At 63.4% G+C, this 15,468-nt stretch carries 17 protein-coding genes; 10 read left to right on the top strand and 7 right to left on the bottom strand.

Features of this window, described 5'->3' with window-relative positions; all coding sequences use genetic code 11:
• Nucleotides 1–49: 49 nt before the first annotated feature.
• Together MF268_RS14645 and MF268_RS14640 are read left to right on the top strand one after the other, a co-directional pair.
• On the top strand, nt 50–928 hold the full coding sequence (locus tag MF268_RS14645; protein ID WP_238371917.1) for a LysR family transcriptional regulator: 879 nt from the start codon (nt 50–52) through the stop codon (nt 926–928).
• The gene (locus MF268_RS14640) at nt 916–1,863 is read left to right on the top strand and encodes a DMT family transporter (protein ID WP_238371611.1); all 948 of its coding nucleotides are present in this window, start codon (nt 916–918) and stop codon (nt 1,861–1,863) included. Before MF268_RS14645 ends, MF268_RS14640 begins: the two co-directional genes overlap by 13 nt.
• A gap of 123 nt (nt 1,864–1,986) precedes the next feature.
• On the opposite strand, the gene MF268_RS14635 is transcribed toward MF268_RS14640, so the two are convergent.
• Nucleotides 1,987–2,316: an ArsR/SmtB family transcription factor gene (locus tag MF268_RS14635; RefSeq protein WP_088633210.1), complete on the bottom strand. Its 330-nt coding sequence runs from the start codon at nt 2,314–2,316 to the stop codon at nt 1,987–1,989.
• Nucleotides 2,317–2,545: 229 nt separating this feature from the next.
• On the opposite strand from MF268_RS14635, the gene MF268_RS14630 reads away from it, so the two are divergent.
• The 5 genes from MF268_RS14630 to MF268_RS14610 all read left to right on the top strand — a co-directional run bounded on the left by MF268_RS14630 (nt 2,546) and on the right by MF268_RS14610 (nt 5,176).
• The gene (locus tag MF268_RS14630; RefSeq protein WP_238371610.1) at nt 2,546–2,875 is read left to right on the top strand and encodes an AtpZ/AtpI family protein; all 330 of its coding nucleotides are present in this window, start codon (nt 2,546–2,548) and stop codon (nt 2,873–2,875) included.
• Between the two features lie 4 nt (nt 2,876–2,879).
• Nucleotides 2,880–3,638, top strand: a complete 759-nt coding sequence (locus MF268_RS14625) for a F0F1 ATP synthase subunit A (protein WP_238371609.1) — start codon at nt 2,880–2,882, stop codon at nt 3,636–3,638.
• An 85-nt stretch (nt 3,639–3,723) separates the two neighbouring features.
• On the top strand, nt 3,724–3,960 hold the full coding sequence (locus tag MF268_RS14620; RefSeq protein ID WP_088633125.1) for a F0F1 ATP synthase subunit C: 237 nt from the start codon (nt 3,724–3,726) through the stop codon (nt 3,958–3,960).
• A gap of 80 nt (nt 3,961–4,040) precedes the next feature.
• Nucleotides 4,041–4,610, top strand: a complete 570-nt coding sequence (locus MF268_RS14615) for a F0F1 ATP synthase subunit B' (RefSeq protein WP_238371608.1) — start codon at nt 4,041–4,043, stop codon at nt 4,608–4,610.
• A gap of 5 nt (nt 4,611–4,615) precedes the next feature.
• Complete coding sequence (locus MF268_RS14610; protein ID WP_238371607.1) at nt 4,616–5,176, top strand: F0F1 ATP synthase subunit B; 561 nt, start codon at nt 4,616–4,618, stop codon at nt 5,174–5,176.
• A gap of 64 nt (nt 5,177–5,240) precedes the next feature.
• On the opposite strand, the gene MF268_RS14605 is transcribed toward MF268_RS14610, so the two are convergent.
• Nucleotides 5,241–6,011 (bottom strand): FadR/GntR family transcriptional regulator, encoded by a 771-nt coding sequence (locus MF268_RS14605; protein WP_238371606.1) that lies wholly within the window; start codon nt 6,009–6,011, stop codon nt 5,241–5,243.
• Nucleotides 6,012–6,156: 145 nt separating this feature from the next.
• Between MF268_RS14605 and MF268_RS14600 the strand changes: the two genes are divergently transcribed.
• Nucleotides 6,157–6,603 (top strand): hypothetical protein, encoded by a 447-nt coding sequence (locus MF268_RS14600; protein ID WP_238371605.1) that lies wholly within the window; start codon nt 6,157–6,159, stop codon nt 6,601–6,603.
• A 134-nt stretch (nt 6,604–6,737) separates the two neighbouring features.
• Nucleotides 6,738–10,193, top strand: coding sequence for a chromosome segregation protein SMC (gene smc, locus MF268_RS14595; protein WP_238371604.1), 3,456 nt, complete (start codon nt 6,738–6,740; stop codon nt 10,191–10,193).
• Nucleotides 10,194–10,199: 6 nt separating this feature from the next.
• On the opposite strand, the gene MF268_RS14590 is transcribed toward smc, so the two are convergent.
• From MF268_RS14590 to MF268_RS14575, 4 genes are all read right to left on the bottom strand, one after another.
• Nucleotides 10,200–10,679, bottom strand: coding sequence for a VOC family protein (locus MF268_RS14590; RefSeq protein WP_238371603.1), 480 nt, complete (start codon nt 10,677–10,679; stop codon nt 10,200–10,202).
• Nucleotides 10,680–10,778: 99 nt separating this feature from the next.
• On the bottom strand, nt 10,779–11,948 hold the full coding sequence (locus tag MF268_RS14585; RefSeq protein ID WP_238371602.1) for a lytic murein transglycosylase: 1,170 nt from the start codon (nt 11,946–11,948) through the stop codon (nt 10,779–10,781).
• Between the two features lie 28 nt (nt 11,949–11,976).
• Complete coding sequence (cbiB, locus tag MF268_RS14580) at nt 11,977–12,900, bottom strand: adenosylcobinamide-phosphate synthase CbiB (protein ID WP_238371601.1); 924 nt, start codon at nt 12,898–12,900, stop codon at nt 11,977–11,979.
• Nucleotides 12,897–13,859, bottom strand: coding sequence for a threonine-phosphate decarboxylase (locus tag MF268_RS14575; RefSeq protein ID WP_238371600.1), 963 nt, complete (start codon nt 13,857–13,859; stop codon nt 12,897–12,899). Before MF268_RS14575 ends, cbiB begins: the two co-directional genes overlap by 4 nt.
• A gap of 188 nt (nt 13,860–14,047) precedes the next feature.
• On the opposite strand from MF268_RS14575, the gene MF268_RS14570 reads away from it, so the two are divergent.
• Entirely contained in the window at nt 14,048–14,410 is a 363-nt protein-coding gene (locus tag MF268_RS14570; RefSeq protein WP_238371599.1) for a response regulator transcription factor, read from the top strand.
• Here the strand turns inward: MF268_RS14570 and MF268_RS14565 are convergent.
• Entirely contained in the window at nt 14,407–15,384 is a 978-nt protein-coding gene (locus tag MF268_RS14565) for a glutathione S-transferase family protein (protein ID WP_238371598.1), read from the bottom strand. The two genes, MF268_RS14570 and MF268_RS14565, sit on opposite strands and share 4 nt — an antisense overlap.
• Between the last annotated feature and the right edge of the window lie 84 nt (nt 15,385–15,468).

Genomic DNA, 15,468 nt, shown 5'->3' with positions numbered 1-15,468 from the left:
CATGAAAAATTACGCGGAAGAGCCGTTTGCGGCCAAGGCGGGCCAGACGATGGAGAACTGGGACGAGGTGCGCACGGCGTTTCAGGTCGCGCGGATGGGGACTGTGAGCGGCGCAGCGGATGTGCTGGGCGTGCACCATGCAACGGTGATCCGCCATATCGACGCGCTTGAAGGGCGGATCGGGGTCAAGCTGTTCCAGCGCCATGCGCGGGGCTATACGGCGACCGAAGCGGGCAGCGACCTGTTTCGGGTGGCGCAGGCGACCGAGGACCAGTTCAACCAGCTTGTCGCGCGGCTCAAGGGGCAGGGCGACGAGGTGGCGGGCGAGCTGGTCGTGACCTCGCTGTCGAGCATGGCGCCGGTACTGGTGCCGGTGATGGTCGATTTCCAGCGGATGCATCCGGGGCTGAACGTGCGCTACCTGACCAGCGGGCGGCTGTTGCGGCTGGAATACGGCGAGGCGCATGTGGCGATCCGGGCCGGGCGCTCTCCGGACCAGCCGGATAACGTGGTGCAGCCTTTCGTGAGCCAGAACATCGCGCTTTATGCGAGCGAGAGTTATCGTGACGCCTTCGGCCTGCCCGAAAGCGAGGCTGATTTCCCGCAACACTGGTTCGTGGGGCCGGAAGATCCGGACAGCCGGGCGCCTTTCTATCGCTGGCTGCGCGATGCGGTGACGCCGGATCGGATCAGTTTCCGAGTCACCAGCGAGCATTCCGCCCGCGAGGCGGTGATGGCCGGGGCCGGTATCGGGTTCATCGGGCAAAGCGAAGCCAAGCGGATTCCCGGCTTGATCGAGGTGATGCCGCCGCGCGAGGAATGGACCGCGCCGCTTTGGCTTGTGACTCATGTGGATCTGCACCGGACCAACAAGGTGCAGGCCTTTCTGACCTTCCTGAAGGAACGGGCGCAGGAATGGGTGTGCTGAACCGCGACGGAGAGGGGTTGTCCCCCGCCGCCAAGGGGCATCTGGCGATGCTGGCCTTTTCGGCGCTGGTGGCGGGATCCTTCTCGCTTGGGTCGATGGCGGCGAACGAGATCGCCCCGGCGGCGCTGAACGCGGTGCGGTTCGCGATTGCCGCCGTGGTGATCGGGGTGGCGGCTTTTGCCACGACGGGCGTGTCGCGAAGTGCGTTGCAGGCGCCGTGGCGCTATCTGGTGCTGGGCGGGCTGTTCGCGATCTATTTCGTGCTGATGTTCGAAGGGCTCAAGACCGCGCGCCCGGTGAGTGCGGCGGCGGTGTTCACACTGGTGCCGCTGATGGCGGCGGGGTTCGGCTGGCTGCTGATGCGGCAGGTCACGACGCCGCGCATGGCGCTGGCGCTGGCAATTGGCGGGGTCGGTGCGCTCTGGGTGGTGTTCCGCGCCGATTGGGCCGCGTTCCGAGCGTTCGAAATCGGGCGGGGCGAGGTGATCTATTTCTGGGGCTGTGTCGCCCATGCGGCCTATACGCCGATGGTGCGCAAGCTGAACCGGGGAGAGCCGGCGATTGTCTTTACCTTTGGCATGCTGCTGGCAGGGTTCGCCGTCCTGACCGCCTATGGATGGTCGGATATCCGGGCGACGGACTGGGGCAACCTGCCGGTGATCGTCTGGGTTGCCATCGGCTACACGGCGATTTTCGCCAGTGCGATGACATTCGTGCTGATGCAATTCGCGACGCTGCGCCTGCCCTCGGCCAAGGTCATGGCCTATACCTATCTGACGCCAAGCTGGGTGATCCTGTGGGAGATCGCCCTTGGCAACGGGGTGCCCGGTTTCATGGTATTAATCGGGATCGGCTTGACCATTCTGGCGCTGGCGCTGCTCCTGCGCGATGAAACAAAACCGATCGTGGAACTTTCTGCTGCTTTGGAGCGTTGATTTTAACTAAAATCAAAAAATGAGAGACAGTAGAATGCGTAACATCATCTATATCATCGGCTTGGTTGTAATCGTACTTTTGGTCCTGCGCTTTGCGTTCGGCGCCATCTAAGCAAAATGGCGTCAGTCCTGTTTCGGCATTTCTGACGCCAGAAACCGTTCGAACGCGTCGAGGTTGACGGGTTCGAACTGACCAAAGCCCTGCATCCAGACCGAGGCATCGCGCAGGGCATCAGGCTCCAGCTTGCACCATTTTACCCGGCCACGTTTTTCCTGACTGATCAGCCCCGCGCGGGTGAGGATCACGAGATGCTTGGAGATGGCCGCCAGCGACATCTCGAACGGCTCGGCCACATCGGTCACGGCCATATCATCCTCGAGCAGCATGCGGAGGATTTCGCGCCGTGTCGGATCGGCGAGCGCGGCAAAGACGGTGTCGAGCGTTTCGGACATGGCAAAGCCTTGGCGCAGCGGCGGATGTTCGTCAACCAGATGGTTAAATATGGGTTTTCGCCCGTTTTCGCGGAGTGACGGGCCGAGGAGCCGGGGTGCGGCTTTCCTGTGATTAAGATTTTCCTATATTTTACAGAGTGTTGCTGCGTCCGTCGTGCGGCGCAACAGGTAATTGACTCTGACCTTGGCATTGCCTAGCACCATGCCAACACTTGTGAGGAGTGAAACGGTGAGCGATGAGGACCAAAAGCAGCGCCTGGCGCAGCTTGAGGCGCGGATCGCGGCGGCGAAAAAGGCCGAGCCGGTGAAGTCTCACAACGACGAGCACTATTCTCAGGCGCATCTGGCCTGGCGGATGGTGATCGAGCTGGTTGCCGGTCTTGGGATCGGGTTTGGCATCGGGTACGGGCTGGATCGCCTGTTCGGGACGATCCCGATTTTCCTGCTGCTGTTTACAATGCTGGGGCTTGTGGCGGGGGTCAAAACCATGCTGCGCAGCGCCAGAGAGATACAGAACGACGCGCAGGCCGAAACGGTCGCGGATGACGAGAGGAACTGAACGCATGGCAACCGAGGCACATGGCGCTGAAGAGGGTGGTCTGGTCTTTCACCCGATGGACCAGTTCATCGTGAAACCCCTGTTCGGGGATGGCCCGGTCGCGTGGTACACGCCGACCAACGTCACCCTCTGGATGGCCATCACCATTCTTGCCGTGATCGCGCTTTTGGTGCTGTCGACGTCGCGCCGTTCCATCGTTCCGTCGCGCGGCCAGTCCGTCGCCGAGCTGGCCTATGGTTTTATCTACAAGATGGTCGAGGACGTGACCGGCAAAGAGGGGCTGAAGTATTTCCCCTATATCATGACCCTGTTCATGTTCATCGTGCTGGCGAATTTCCTTGGCCTGTTGCCGATGGCCTTTACCACCACCAGCCACATCGCGGTAACCGCGCTGCTGGCGATGGCGGTGTTCCTGACGGTGACAATCCTTGGCTTCGTGAAGAACGGCGCGTCCTTTCTGGGCCTTTTCTGGGTCAGCTCGGCGCCGCTGGCGCTGCGCCCGGTTCTCGCCGTGATCGAGATCATTTCCTACTTCGTGCGTCCGGTCAGCCACTCCATTCGTCTTGCCGGTAACATGATGGCCGGTCACGCCGTGATCAAGGTTTTCGCAGCCTTTGCTGCCATTGCAGCGATCTCGCCGCTGTCGGTTGTCGCGATCACCGCGATGTACGGGCTGGAAGTGCTGGTGGCCTTTATCCAGGCCTACGTGTTCACGATCCTCACCTGCGTGTATCTGAAAGACGCGCTGCATCCGCATCACTGAGGGGATTTCCCCCGGAGACTAATTGCCGGTGGGCAGGTTGCCCACCGTATCAACAACATCCAATTCCATCGTAAGGAGAGAAATCATGGAAGGCGATATCGTACAAATGGGCGCATTCATCGGCGCAGGTCTGGCATCGATCGGCATGGGCGGCGCGGCTGTCGGTGTGGGCAACGTTGCAGGCAACTACCTGGCCGGCGCTCTGCGCAACCCCTCTGCTGCTGCTTCGCAGACGGCAACTCTCTTCATCGGCATCGCGTTCGCAGAAGCTCTGGGGATCTTCTCGTTCCTCGTCGCTCTGCTGCTGATGTTTGCTGTCTGAACCCTACTGGACAATTTCCTTACGGTCGGGCGGTGCAGACGTACCGCCCGGTGTAACGGCGAGTTCCAAGGGAGAACGACATGGCAACTGAGACGCATGCAACCAATGGCGAAGGCCTGGCTGACGCGACTGGCGTAGCCTCGCACAGCGCCGACGCAGCGCCCGGCATGCCGCAGCTGGATTTCGGGACCTTCCCGAACCAGGTGTTCTGGCTGGTCGTGACGCTGGTGGTGATCTACCTGATCCTGTCCCGCGTGGCCCTGCCGCGCATTTCGGCAATCCTTGCCGAGCGTGCGGGCACGATCACCAATGACATCGCCGCGGCTGAAGACCTGAAAGCCAAGGCGCTGGAAGCGGAAGAAGCCTATAACAAGGCACTGGCGGACGCCCGCTCGGAAGCGCAGCGCATTGTTGCCGCGGCCAAGGCCGATATCCAGAGCGATCTGGATGTGGCTATCGAGAAGGCAGATGCCGAAATCGCGGCCAAGTCGGCTGAATCGGAAAAGGCGATTGCCGAGATCCGTGCCGGTGCGCTGGAAGCGATCGAGGAAGTGGCCAAGGAAACGGCTGCCGAGCTGGTCACCGCCATGGGCGGCAACGCCGACGCGGCGACGATCGACGGTGCGGTTTCCGCACGGGTGAAAGGATAAGCGCGATGAAGACCTCCCTTACCTTTCTTGCGGGCATCGTTATGGCGAGCCCGGCCTTTGCGGCCACCGGTCCTTTTGTATCGCTGCGCAACACGAACTTTATCGTGTTGCTGGCTTTCCTGCTGTTCATCGCGGTCCTGATCTATTTCAAGGTGCCAAGCCTGCTGATGGGCATGCTCGACAAGCGCGCCGACGGCATCAAGTCGGAACTGGACGAAGCACGCGCCCTGCGTGAAGAAGCCCAGACCGTGCTGGCCAGCTATGAGCGCAAGCAGCGCGAAGTGCAGGAACAGGCGAACCGTATCGTCGAGACCGCAAAGCACGAAGCGGAGCAGGCGGCGGAGCAGGCCAAGGTGGATCTGCAGAAATCGATCGAGCGCCGGATGGCGGCGGCCGAGGAGCAGATCGCATCGGCGCAGGACAAAGCTGTCCGCGACGTCCGCGACCGGGCGGTTGATATCGCCGTCGCAGTGGCCCGCGAAGTGCTGGCCAAGCAGATGACCGCGGCAAGTGCCAACGCGCTGATCAACGACTCGATCAAGCAGGTGGATGCCAAGCTGCACTGAGGTTTCGACCTTAGCGAGAACCGAATGAACCCGGCCCGGTGGCCGGGTTTTTTCATGTCCGGGTCTAGGGGTGGCGGCGTTCGCGGGCAAGGCGCTGTTCGGCGACTTCCGCGTTGTGACGCGCGCGGCGATCATCGCGCAGGGCCTGCTCCACATAGCCGAGATGCGCGCGCACGGCGGTGCTCGCGGCTTCGGCGTCGCGCGCCTGGATGGCGGCATTGATGGCGCGGTGCTGGTCGAGCAGGGCCGCGCGCGAGGTCTGCTGCGCGAACATGACCTGCCGGTTGTAAAACACGCCCTCGCGCAGCAGTTCGTACATGGAGCGCATCATGTGTAGCATCACGACGTTGTGGCTGGCCTCGATGATGGCACTGTGGAACTGCGCGTCGAGCCGGGCATTGCGTTCAGGGTCGCGCCGGTCATGGCTGGCCTCCATCTTGTCGAAAATTTCCTGAAGCACCGCGCGATCGGCATCGGTGGCAAGCCGGGCGGCGCGTTCGGCGGCCATCGCCTCGATGTCGCGGCGGAAGGCAACGTAGTCGAAGAGTGCTTCGTCATGGGTTGCGAAGAGCTGGCGCAGGGCCGGGGAAAAGGCAGAACCGAGCACCTCGGCCACGTAGATGCCGGAGCCGGGGCGGGCCGTCACAAGGCCGCGTTCCTGAAGGTCGGCGATGGCGTCGCGCAGTGAAGGGCGTGACACGCCGAGTTTCTCGGAGAGTTCGCGCTCCGAGGGAAGCCGTTCTCCGGGGCGCAGGATGCCGCGCAGGATCAACTGTTCGATCTGACGAATGACCGAGGTCGAGAGCTTTTCCGGTTCAACCCTGGTGAACGGCATGGGGCGCTTCCTGATTTTTGCTGGGATCATAAGCGGGTGGGGTGAAGCTCACAATGGTGGCCTGGCAGTGGGGTTGGGAAAGCGGGTGTTAACCATCAGTGGGCGAGAGTGGGTCGTGTGAACCATCTGCTACGGGGACAAATTTTTGAGAAGAATTTGGAAGAATTTTTCGAAAATTCTTCGGCGCCTGTGGTTGGGGGCGGGCTGCCTGCTGGCTCTTTTTGCCTGTGATACGGCGGGGACCCATTTCGAAAATGTCCCGGCTACCCGCGTTGCGGTTGACGGCTCCGTCTTCGACATCCGGGTCCGGGGGCGGCTGGCCGAGGCCGTGCGGATCAATCCGCAATATGCGCCGCGACTGGGGCCGATCCGGGCGCGGGCGGCGTTTGCCATGGCCGAGGTCAGCGGCTGCAAGGTGCGCGAGGTCCGTGGCGATCCGGCGCTGTTGACCGGGATCCTCGCCTGCAAGGGTCAGTCCGTGCCGCGTGCCCTGCCGCCTGTGCCGCTGTCTTACAGTTGTCTTGAACTCGCGGGGTGGGTCCGGGATGATGAGGGTTCACCCTACGTCGACTACGAATGTACGCCCTATTGATCGCGAAAATCCGCCCGTTTCCTCGATATCTTGTGGATAAGCACGACGAATACGCGAGATGATGGGTGAAATCGTTGACGGGAGCGGTTTGAGGATTCCACTCTGAACCCTCAGAGGAATCAGGAACCCGCGTTTTGCAATTCACCAAGCTTCGGCTGACAGGCTTCAAGAGTTTCGTTGATCCGACCGACCTGATCATCGCCAACGGGCTGACCGGGGTTGTCGGGCCGAACGGCTGTGGCAAGTCGAACCTGCTTGAGGCGCTGCGCTGGGTGATGGGGGAAAACCGGCCAACCGCGATGCGGGGCGGTGGCATGGAGGACGTGATCTTTGCCGGGGCGGCGACTCGCCCGGCGCGGAACTTTGCCGAAGTGTCCCTGTTGCTCGACAATGGCGACCGGCTGGCCCCGGCTGGGTTCAACGATTCCGACCAGCTGGAGATTGTGCGGCGGATCACCCGCGACGTGGGCAGCGCCTATAAGGCTAATTCCAAGGACGTGCGGGCGCGTGACGTGCAGATGCTGTTTGCCGATGCTTCGACCGGCTCGCATTCACCGGCGCTGGTGCGGCAGGGGCAGATTTCCGAGTTGATCAACGCCAAGCCGACCGCGCGGCGGCGTATTCTTGAGGAAGCGGCGGGCATTTCCGGGTTGTACCAGCGGCGGCATGAGGCGGAGCTGAAGCTGAACGGGGCCGAGGCGAACCTTGTGCGCGTCGATGACGTGATCGAGCAGCTGGCGGCGCAGCTTGCGCAGCTGGCGCGGCAGGCACGGCAGGCGGCGCGCTATCGCGAGATCGGGGAACAGCTGCGGCAGGCCGAGGGCATGTTGCTATATCGCCGCTGGAAAGAGGCCGATACGGCCAGCGCCGATGCGCAGGTCGCGCTGCGCGAGCGGATGCTCGCGACCTCGCAGGCCGAGCGGGCGACACAGGAGGCAATCAAGCACAGGACCGCCGCCGAAGAGGCGCTGCCTGCGCTGCGCGAGGAAGAGGCCATCGCGGCGGCGGTGGTGCAGCGGCTTATGGTGCAGCGCGATACGATCCGCGATCAGGAAGAGCGCGCGCGCCAGACCATCGAGACGCTGACCGGGCGGATTGAACAGCTTTCCCGCGATATCGACCGGGAATCGGGTCTGAACAAGGATGCGGGCGAGACGATTGAGCGGCTCGACTGGGAGGCGGCCGAACTTGCCAAGGCGGGCGACGGGCATGAGGGACGTCTGGCCGAGGCCTCGGATGCGGCGAAACAGGCTGCCTCGGTCCTGCAGGAGCGCGAGGCGTTGCTGAGCCAGGAGACGGAAGACGTGGCGCGGCTTGCGGCGCGCTACCAGTCCGGGCGGCGTCTGCTGGAAGACAGCCGCAAGACGTTGGATCGCGCCGAGAGCGAAGCGGAAAAAGCCCGCCGTGCGGTCGAAGAGGCGCGGGCGGCACTGGGCCGGTCCTCGGTCGATTTCGAAGCGGCGGGCAAGGCCGAGGCGGAGGCACAGGTGGCCGCTAAGGCCGCCGAACAGGCGGTGACGGCGGCGGAGGAGGCCCGGGCCGAAACCCAGACCCGCGAGGCCGAAGCCCGCGCCCAACGCTCAGAAGCCGAAGGCGAGCAGGGCGCGCTGCGGGCGGAGGTCACGGCGCTGGCCAAGCTGCTGGCACGGGACACGGCCGAGGGCGGTCAGGTTCTGGACGAGATGAAGGTCGCGCCGGGTTATGAAAAGGCACTGGGGGCGGCGATGGCCGATGATCTGCGTGCGCCGCTGGTGGATAAGGACGGCCCCTCGGGCTGGGTGACGGTGCCGGTGTACGAGCGCCATCAGCCGCTGCCGCAAGAGGCCGAGCCGCTTGCCGATCACGTGACCGGACCGGCAGCCCTGTCGCGCCGGATCGCGCAGATCGGGCTGGTCGATGCGGATGAGGGCGAACGGTTGCAATCGCATCTGCGTCCCGGACAGCGGCTGGTTTCGCTTGAGGGAGATCTCTGGCGCTGGGATGGCTACCGGGCATGGTCGGAGGATGCGCCAAGCGCGGCGGCGCTGCGGCTGGAGCAGTTGAACCGGCTTGAGGCACTGAAGCAGGAAATGGAACATGTGACCGCCCGCGCCGACGGGGCGCGGCAGGCGCATGAGACGCTGAGCCGGATGCTTGCCGAGCGGACGGAGGCAGACAAGGCGGCGCGGGATGCGCGGCGCAAGGCGGAACAGGCGGTTGCCGATGCGGCGCGGGCGCTGAGCCGGGCGGAATCGGAACGCAATCTTGCGCAGGGGCGGCTTGAGAACGTCTCGCTCGCGGTGACGCGGCATAATGAGGATGCGTTGGCGGCACGGACCCAGCTGCGCGAGGCCGAAGCGGCGCTGGAAGGGCTGAGCGATCTCGATACGGCGCGGGCGCAGATCGAGGAGATCAAACAGGGTGTCGAGGCCGCGCGGATCACCATGATGACCCGGCGGTCGTCGCATGACGAGATCCGCCGCGAGGGCGAGGCGCGGATTGCACGTTCGCAGCAGATCACCAAGGAAGTCTCGGGCTGGCGTCACCGGCTGGAGACGGCGGGCAAGCGCATCGCGGAACTGGTCGAGCGCAAGGAAGCGAGCGAGGGCGAGTTGGCCGAAGCCAGCGCGGCCCCGGATCGGCTGGCGCAGGAATGCGACGCGGTGTCGATCGAGATCGCCCGGGCGGAGAAGCGCAAGGCGGCGTCGAGCGAGGCGCTGTCCTTGGGCGAAGCGGCGCTGCGCGAGGCGGCGCAGGCGGAGCGGGACGCGGAACGGGCAGCCTCCGAGGCGCGCGAGGCGCGGGCGGCGGCAGAGGCACGTAGTGAGGCGGCGCGGGAAAGCGTGGCGCAGGCGGCGGAGCGCATTGCCGAGAGCCAGCAGATGACGCCGAACCAGTTGCTGACCCGGCTGGATGTGGCCCCGGACCAGATCCCGACGATTGATGCGCTGGAAAACGCGGTGAACCGCTGCAAGCGCCAGCGCGATGCGCTGGGGGCGGTGAACCTGCGGGCCGAGGAAGACGCGCGCGAGGTGCAGGAAGAGCATGACACGCTTTTGCACGAAAAGGCCGATCTGGAAGAGGCGATCAAGACGCTGCGGTCGGGCATTGCCAGCCTTAACCGCGAGGGGCGCGAACGGCTGCTGACGGCGTTCGAACAGGTGAACAGTAATTTCGCGATGCTCTTCAAGCATCTGTTCGGCGGTGGCGAGGCCAATCTGGTCATGGTCGAAAGCGACGATCCGCTGGAAGCCGGGCTGGAGATCATGTGCCAGCCGCCGGGCAAGAAGCTTTCGACCCTGTCGCTGTTGTCCGGGGGCGAGCAGACGCTGACGGCGATGGCACTGATCTTTGCTGTGTTCCTTGCGAACCCGGCGCCGATCTGCGTGCTCGACGAGGTGGACGCGCCGCTGGACGATGCCAACGTGACCCGGTTCTGCGACCTTTTGGATGAAATGTGCCGCCGGACCGAGACCCGGTTTCTGATCATCACGCACCACGCGGTGACGATGAGCCGGATGGACCGTCTGTTCGGGGTGACGATGCAGGAACAGGGTGTCAGCCAGCTTGTGTCGGTCGATCTGAAGAAAGCCGAACAGATGGTGGCCTGAGGCTGCCTAGCCCCTGATCGCCGCCTCGATGGTGGCGATGTCGATCTTGCCCATGTCCATCATCGCGTTAAAGGCGCGGGCAGCTGTTTCGCCCCCCTCGGCCATTGCCCGTGTCAGGACGCGCGGGGTAATCTGCCAGTTGACGCCCCATTTGTCCTTGCACCAGCCGCAGGCGCTTTCCTGACCGTCGTTTTCGGTGATTGCCCGCCAGTAATGATCGGTCTCTTCCTGCGTGTCGGTCGCGATCTGGAAAGAAAACGCCTCGGACTGGGTAAAAGCGGTGCCGCCGTTCAGCCCGAGGCAGGGAATGCCGCAGACAGTGAACAGCACGGTAAGGACCTGACCTTTCTGACCGCCGGGGAAATCGGCGGGGGCGGTCTGGACGGCCTGCACCTTGCTGTCGGGAAAGGTGTCGGCATAGAAATTGGCGGCCGCTTCCGCATCTTTTTCGTACCAGATGCAGATCGTGTTCTTTGGCGATTCCATGGCGGTAGCCCTCCTCGGCTGCTGGCGATGCTAGGCGAGAGGAGGGCGACCGGGCAACGGGGACTCTGGCCCCGTGGCAAGGATTGGCCGGGGGTGGTTTTACAGCCGGCCGAGAAGCGCCGGGGTGGGCCAGCCATCGCCCGGCAGGCCAAGGCGCGCCTGTTCCGCACGCACGGCGGCGCGGGTGTTTGCGCCGAGGATGCCATCGACCGAGCCGACGTCATGGCCGCGTGCCTGCAGCTTGGTTTGCAGTTGCTTCATCTGGCCGCCGCTGAGGCCCGGGTCGGGAGTGCCCGCGTCATAGACTGGCGCACCTTCGAGCCTTGTGGCGAAATAGGCGGCGGTCATCACGTAGGTAAAGCTTTGATTCCATTCAAAATAGACGCGGAAATTGGGGTAGGCGATAAAGGCGGGGCCTTTGTGCCCCTGTGGCAGCAGGATCGAAGCCTGCATGTTCGCATTGGGCAGTGACCCAGTGCGGGGCTGAACCCCCATCTGCGCCCATTGCTGCACCGTACGGCTTTCTTCCAGCCCGGTCAGCGACCAGTCCATGTTGGTCGGCAGCGTGACCTCTTGAATCCAGGGTTCACCCGCGCGCCAGCCGAGGGAAGACAGCATCTTGCCACCCGACATAAGCGCATCGGGGGCGGAGGTTTTCAGCATCACGTGCCCGTCGCCATCGCCATCGACGCCGTTTTCAAGGATATCCTCAGGCAGCATCTGGACCATGCCGATTTCGCCTGCCCATGCGCCGGTGGTGTTTCTCGGGTCGAAATCGCCGTGCTTGTAAAGTTCGAGCGCGGCAAAGATCTGCGGGCGGAAGAGTTCCGGGCGGCGGCAGTCATGCGAGAGCGTGACCAGCGCGTTCAGCGTGTTGAAATCGCCCTGAAACGCGCCGTAATCGGTTTCGAAAGCCCAGAAGGCGAGGAGCACGCCGCGGGACACGCCGTAGTCGCGTTCGATCTTGTCGAAAACCACATCGTATTTCTGCGCGTTGCTTTTGCCGCGATTGATCCGGTCCTGCGAGATCAGGCGGCGGGAAAATTCGATAAAGGGTTTCTGGAACACGCCCTGCGCGCGGTCGGCGCGCAACACCTTGTCGTCCTGCCGGGCGGAATCGAAAAACGCATTGACGGTCGCCGGGTCATGACCGCGCGAGATGGCCTCTTCCTCGAGTCCTTTGACAAAGCTGCTGAACGAGCCGCCGCATTGGGCAAAAAGCGGGGAGGCGGCCGTGATCGCGGCAAGGACGGTGGGCAAAAGGCGCATATATCTGATCCGGTTCAATGATTTGTTCTCAGGTCGTCAGTGACATCACACATGCGGCGAGGATGGTAAAGATCACCACAACGCGCCAGACCTTCCAGAGCATTTTCACGCTGTCGTCAACGTCGGGCGCGCCGATGTCGCGGCGACCCTCGCCGTTGACCCAAGGAAGGTCGCGCATCACGCCGTCATAGCTGCGCGGCCCGGCAAGGGCGACATTCAGTGCACGGGCCATCGCGGCTTCGGGCCAGCCTGCGTTGGGGGAACGGTGCTGGCGCGCATCGCGGGTGATGGCCGCCCAGTTGCCAAGACCGCCGGACAAGGCGGCGATGATAAAGCCGGTGAGGCGGGCAGGGATCCAGTTCATCAGATCGTCGAAGCGCGCGGCGGCCCAGCCAAAGGATTCATAGCGTTGATTGCGGTAGCCGATCATGCTGTCGGCGGTGTTCACGATCTTGTAGGCGAGCAGGCCGGGCAGGCCCGCGATCAGGAACCAGAAAGCGGGGGCGATGACCCCGTCCGAGAGGTTCTCGGCCCCGCTTTCGATGGCGGAGCGGGCGATGCGGGGCGCGTCCATGCCCGAGGTGTCGCGGCTGACGATGCGCGCCACCATGGAGCGGCCCTCGTCGAGTGAAATCCGCAGTCCACGGGCCACATCGGCCACATGGTCGCAAAGCGAGCGCTGGGCAAGCAGGATGGCGGCGATGAGAACGGTGATGACGTCGCCAAGCCCAGAGAGCGCGAGGCCAAGGAGGATTGCGCCGGTTACCAGCGCGGCGAGGGCGAGGACGCCCTTGGCCCGTTTGGCGCTGCCGCGGTTGAGGGTGCGGTCGAGCCAGCCAACGGCGCGCCCCATCAGCACGGCAGGGTGCGGCAGGCGGGACCAGAGCCATTGCGGCTCTCCCAATGCGCCGTCGAGCAGCAGCGCGAGCGACAGCAGGGCGGCGGTGCTCACAGGGCGTCTTGCAACTGCGCCCAGCCATCGCCGTCCGGCAGGCCAAGCCGCAGGAAATGCGGGGAATAGGGAAAGATCCGTGTCCAGATATAGGACCGCGCCAGCCGGTCCTGCCACTTGGCGGCATCATCGACCTTATAGAGGCGAAAGAGGTCGGTGCCGCCCGCGATCTCGGCCCCGCTGCCGGTCATCAGGCGATCAAGCCGTGAGGCGTCGCTGGCAAGCCGCTTGCGAGTGTCCTCGGCCCAGGCGGGGTTTTCGAGTGCATTGGCGCCGATGCGCAGCGCCGGACCGGAGACCGCCCATGGGCCGGTCAGATCGGAAAGGCGGGCGATGACCTCGGGGCGGGCGATGGCAAATCCCAGCCGCAGACCGGCGAGGCCCCAGAATTTGCCAAAGCTCTTGAGGATCACGGTGCCGGGGCGGTCGGCCAGTTTCACGAGGGTTTGCCCGGGCGTGACATCGCAAAAGCTCTCGTCGATGACGGTCAGGCTGGTGTCGAAGTCTGACGGGGACCAGAGGCGGCCATCGGGGTTGTTGGGGTGAACGACGACCTGCGCATCGGCAAGACCGGCATCGGTGACCTCCCAGCCCTGCGCGGCAAAGGCGGCGGCGTGTTCGTTATAGGTGGGCTGAGGGATGCGGACGCGGCCGGTGGGGGCGAGAGCGGGTATGCGGGCGATCAGCGCGGATGCGCCGGGCGCGGCAAGAACATCGGCCGTTTCGGGCACTTGCCAGAAACGCCGCGCGGCCTTTAGCAGCCGGGTTTGCGCATTATGATCGGGCAGGGCGGTCCAGTCACGCGCGGGAAAGCCGGATACCGGATAAGGGCGGGGATTGATGCCCGTGGAAAGGTCGAGCCAGTCGTCAAAGTCTCCCCCGTAGATCGCGCGCGACGCATCGATTCTGCCGCCGTGATCGCGCTGGGGCTTTCCGAGTGTCTTTATCGGACCACCCATGCTATCTTCCTTTTCGTGACCGGGAGAATGTCAAGTTTTGAAGCGGAAACCCGCCGGAATGACAAGACTTGGTTAAGAAAATTGCCCTATGCGTTCACCATTAAGCAATTGTTAACAGTATGGGCAGATCACCATTGGCGTGGCTTGAGCGCCACCACAACTGAACCAGACAGGTACATGATCCGGTTATGAAGGTTCTGATCGTCGAATCCAATGCCGAGCTTGGCAAGCTGTGGCGCGGTCACTTGGTCCGCCAAGGGGCGGAGGTGACATTGGTTCACAGTCAGGAGGATGCGATCCTCGAGTTACAGAAATCGGATTTCGACATCATGGTGCTGGACCTCGTGCTTGATAACGGCAGCGCGCTGGCGATTTCGGATTTCGCCAGCTACCGGCGACCGGAGGCACGGGTGATCTTTGTCACCAACACGAGCTTTTTCTCGGACGGGTCGATCTTTGCCCATAGCTGCAACGCCTGCGCCTATGTGCAGAGCGAAACGCCGCCAGAGGATCTGGCGGCGATGGTCGAGCATTACGCCTCGGAGCGTTAATCGCCCCGGCCGTGGGGTTCGTTGTAATCCAGAACCGGGTTGATCGGGATGATCCGGTTCGGGTTAATCGTGTCGTGGCTGTAGTGGTAGTGGCGCACGAAATGATCGAAGACCACGGTGTCTGACACCCCCGGCCACTGGTAAAGCTCGCGCGTGTAGGCCCAGAGGTTGGGATAATCGGTAACCCGGCGCCGGTTGCATTTGAAATGCAGGTGGTAGACCGGATCGAAACGAATCAGGGTCGGGAACAGCCGCCAGTCGGCCTCGGTGATCTTGTCGCCCATGAGGTAGCGGTTTTCGGACAGGCGCTCTTCGAGCCAGTCGAGACTGTCGAACAGTTCATGAACCGGCTTGTCGTAGGCCTCCTGCGTGGTGGCGAACCCGGCTTTGTAGACCCCGTTGTTTACCGTGTTGTAGATTCGATCGTTCACCGGTTCGATGGCCTCGCGCAGGTCCTCGGGCCAGTAGTCGTCGGTATTGCCGGTGACCTCGTTAAAGGCCGAGTTGAACATGCGGATGATTTCCGAGCTTTCGTTTGAAACGATCTGGCCGGTCTTCTTGTCCCAGAGCACCGGCACGGTTGCCCGGCCGTTCACGTCTGGCACGGCCTTGATGTAGACCTCGTGCAGGTAGTCGAGACCGAACTGCTTGTCGCCCGTCGCGCCGGGAAAATCGGTGGAAAAGGTCCAGCCCTTCTCGAGCATGTCCGGATGCACGACGGAAATGTCGATGTGGTCTTCAAGCTGTTTCAGCTTGCGGAAGATCAGTGTCCGGTGCGCCCACGGACAGGCGAAACTGACGTAGAGATGGTAGCGGCCCGATTCGGCCTTGAAGCCGCCCTCACCGGTTGGCCCGGCGCTGCCATCCGCGGTGACCCAGTTGCGAAAACTGGATTCTTCCCGTTTGAATTCGCCGCCATTGGATTCCGTATCGTACCATTTGTCCTGCCATTTTCCATCGACCAGAACGCCCATGTCTTCCTCCTTGAGATCAGCTTTGGCCAGATAAATAGAGCGTCCGGGCCAAAACCCCACTGTCGGTGAGCGCGCAGACAGGTT

Origin of the sequence: Heliomarina baculiformis, assembly GCF_019966545.1 — a bacterium.
Taxonomy (GTDB): Bacteria; Pseudomonadota; Alphaproteobacteria; order Rhodobacterales; family Rhodobacteraceae; genus Heliomarina; species Heliomarina baculiformis.
The sequence above is the reverse complement of the archived record's forward strand: the minus strand, read 5'-3'. Positions and strand labels throughout refer to the sequence as shown.

Coding starts and splice junctions, on each gene's coding strand:
- MF268_RS14645 (WP_238371917.1), top strand. CDS start 50: ATGGAGAACTGGGACGAGGTGCGCACGGCGTTTCAGGTCGCGCGGATG.
- MF268_RS14620 (WP_088633125.1), top strand. CDS start 3,724: ATGGAAGGCGATATCGTACAAATGGGCGCATTCATCGGCGCAGGTCTG.
- MF268_RS14635 (WP_088633210.1), bottom strand. CDS start 2,316: ATGTCCGAAACGCTCGACACCGTCTTTGCCGCGCTCGCCGATCCGACA.
- MF268_RS14590 (WP_238371603.1), bottom strand. CDS start 10,679: ATGGAATCGCCAAAGAACACGATCTGCATCTGGTACGAAAAAGATGCG.
- MF268_RS14565 (WP_238371598.1), bottom strand. CDS start 15,384: ATGGGCGTTCTGGTCGATGGAAAATGGCAGGACAAATGGTACGATACG.
- MF268_RS14615 (WP_238371608.1), top strand. CDS start 4,041: ATGGCAACTGAGACGCATGCAACCAATGGCGAAGGCCTGGCTGACGCG.
- MF268_RS14625 (WP_238371609.1), top strand. CDS start 2,880: ATGGCAACCGAGGCACATGGCGCTGAAGAGGGTGGTCTGGTCTTTCAC.
- MF268_RS14640 (WP_238371611.1), top strand. CDS start 916: ATGGGTGTGCTGAACCGCGACGGAGAGGGGTTGTCCCCCGCCGCCAAG.
- MF268_RS14570 (WP_238371599.1), top strand. CDS start 14,048: ATGAAGGTTCTGATCGTCGAATCCAATGCCGAGCTTGGCAAGCTGTGG.
- MF268_RS14575 (WP_238371600.1), bottom strand. CDS start 13,859: ATGGGTGGTCCGATAAAGACACTCGGAAAGCCCCAGCGCGATCACGGC.
- MF268_RS14585 (WP_238371602.1), bottom strand. CDS start 11,948: ATGCGCCTTTTGCCCACCGTCCTTGCCGCGATCACGGCCGCCTCCCCG.
- MF268_RS14610 (WP_238371607.1), top strand. CDS start 4,616: ATGAAGACCTCCCTTACCTTTCTTGCGGGCATCGTTATGGCGAGCCCG.
- MF268_RS14605 (WP_238371606.1), bottom strand. CDS start 6,011: ATGCCGTTCACCAGGGTTGAACCGGAAAAGCTCTCGACCTCGGTCATT.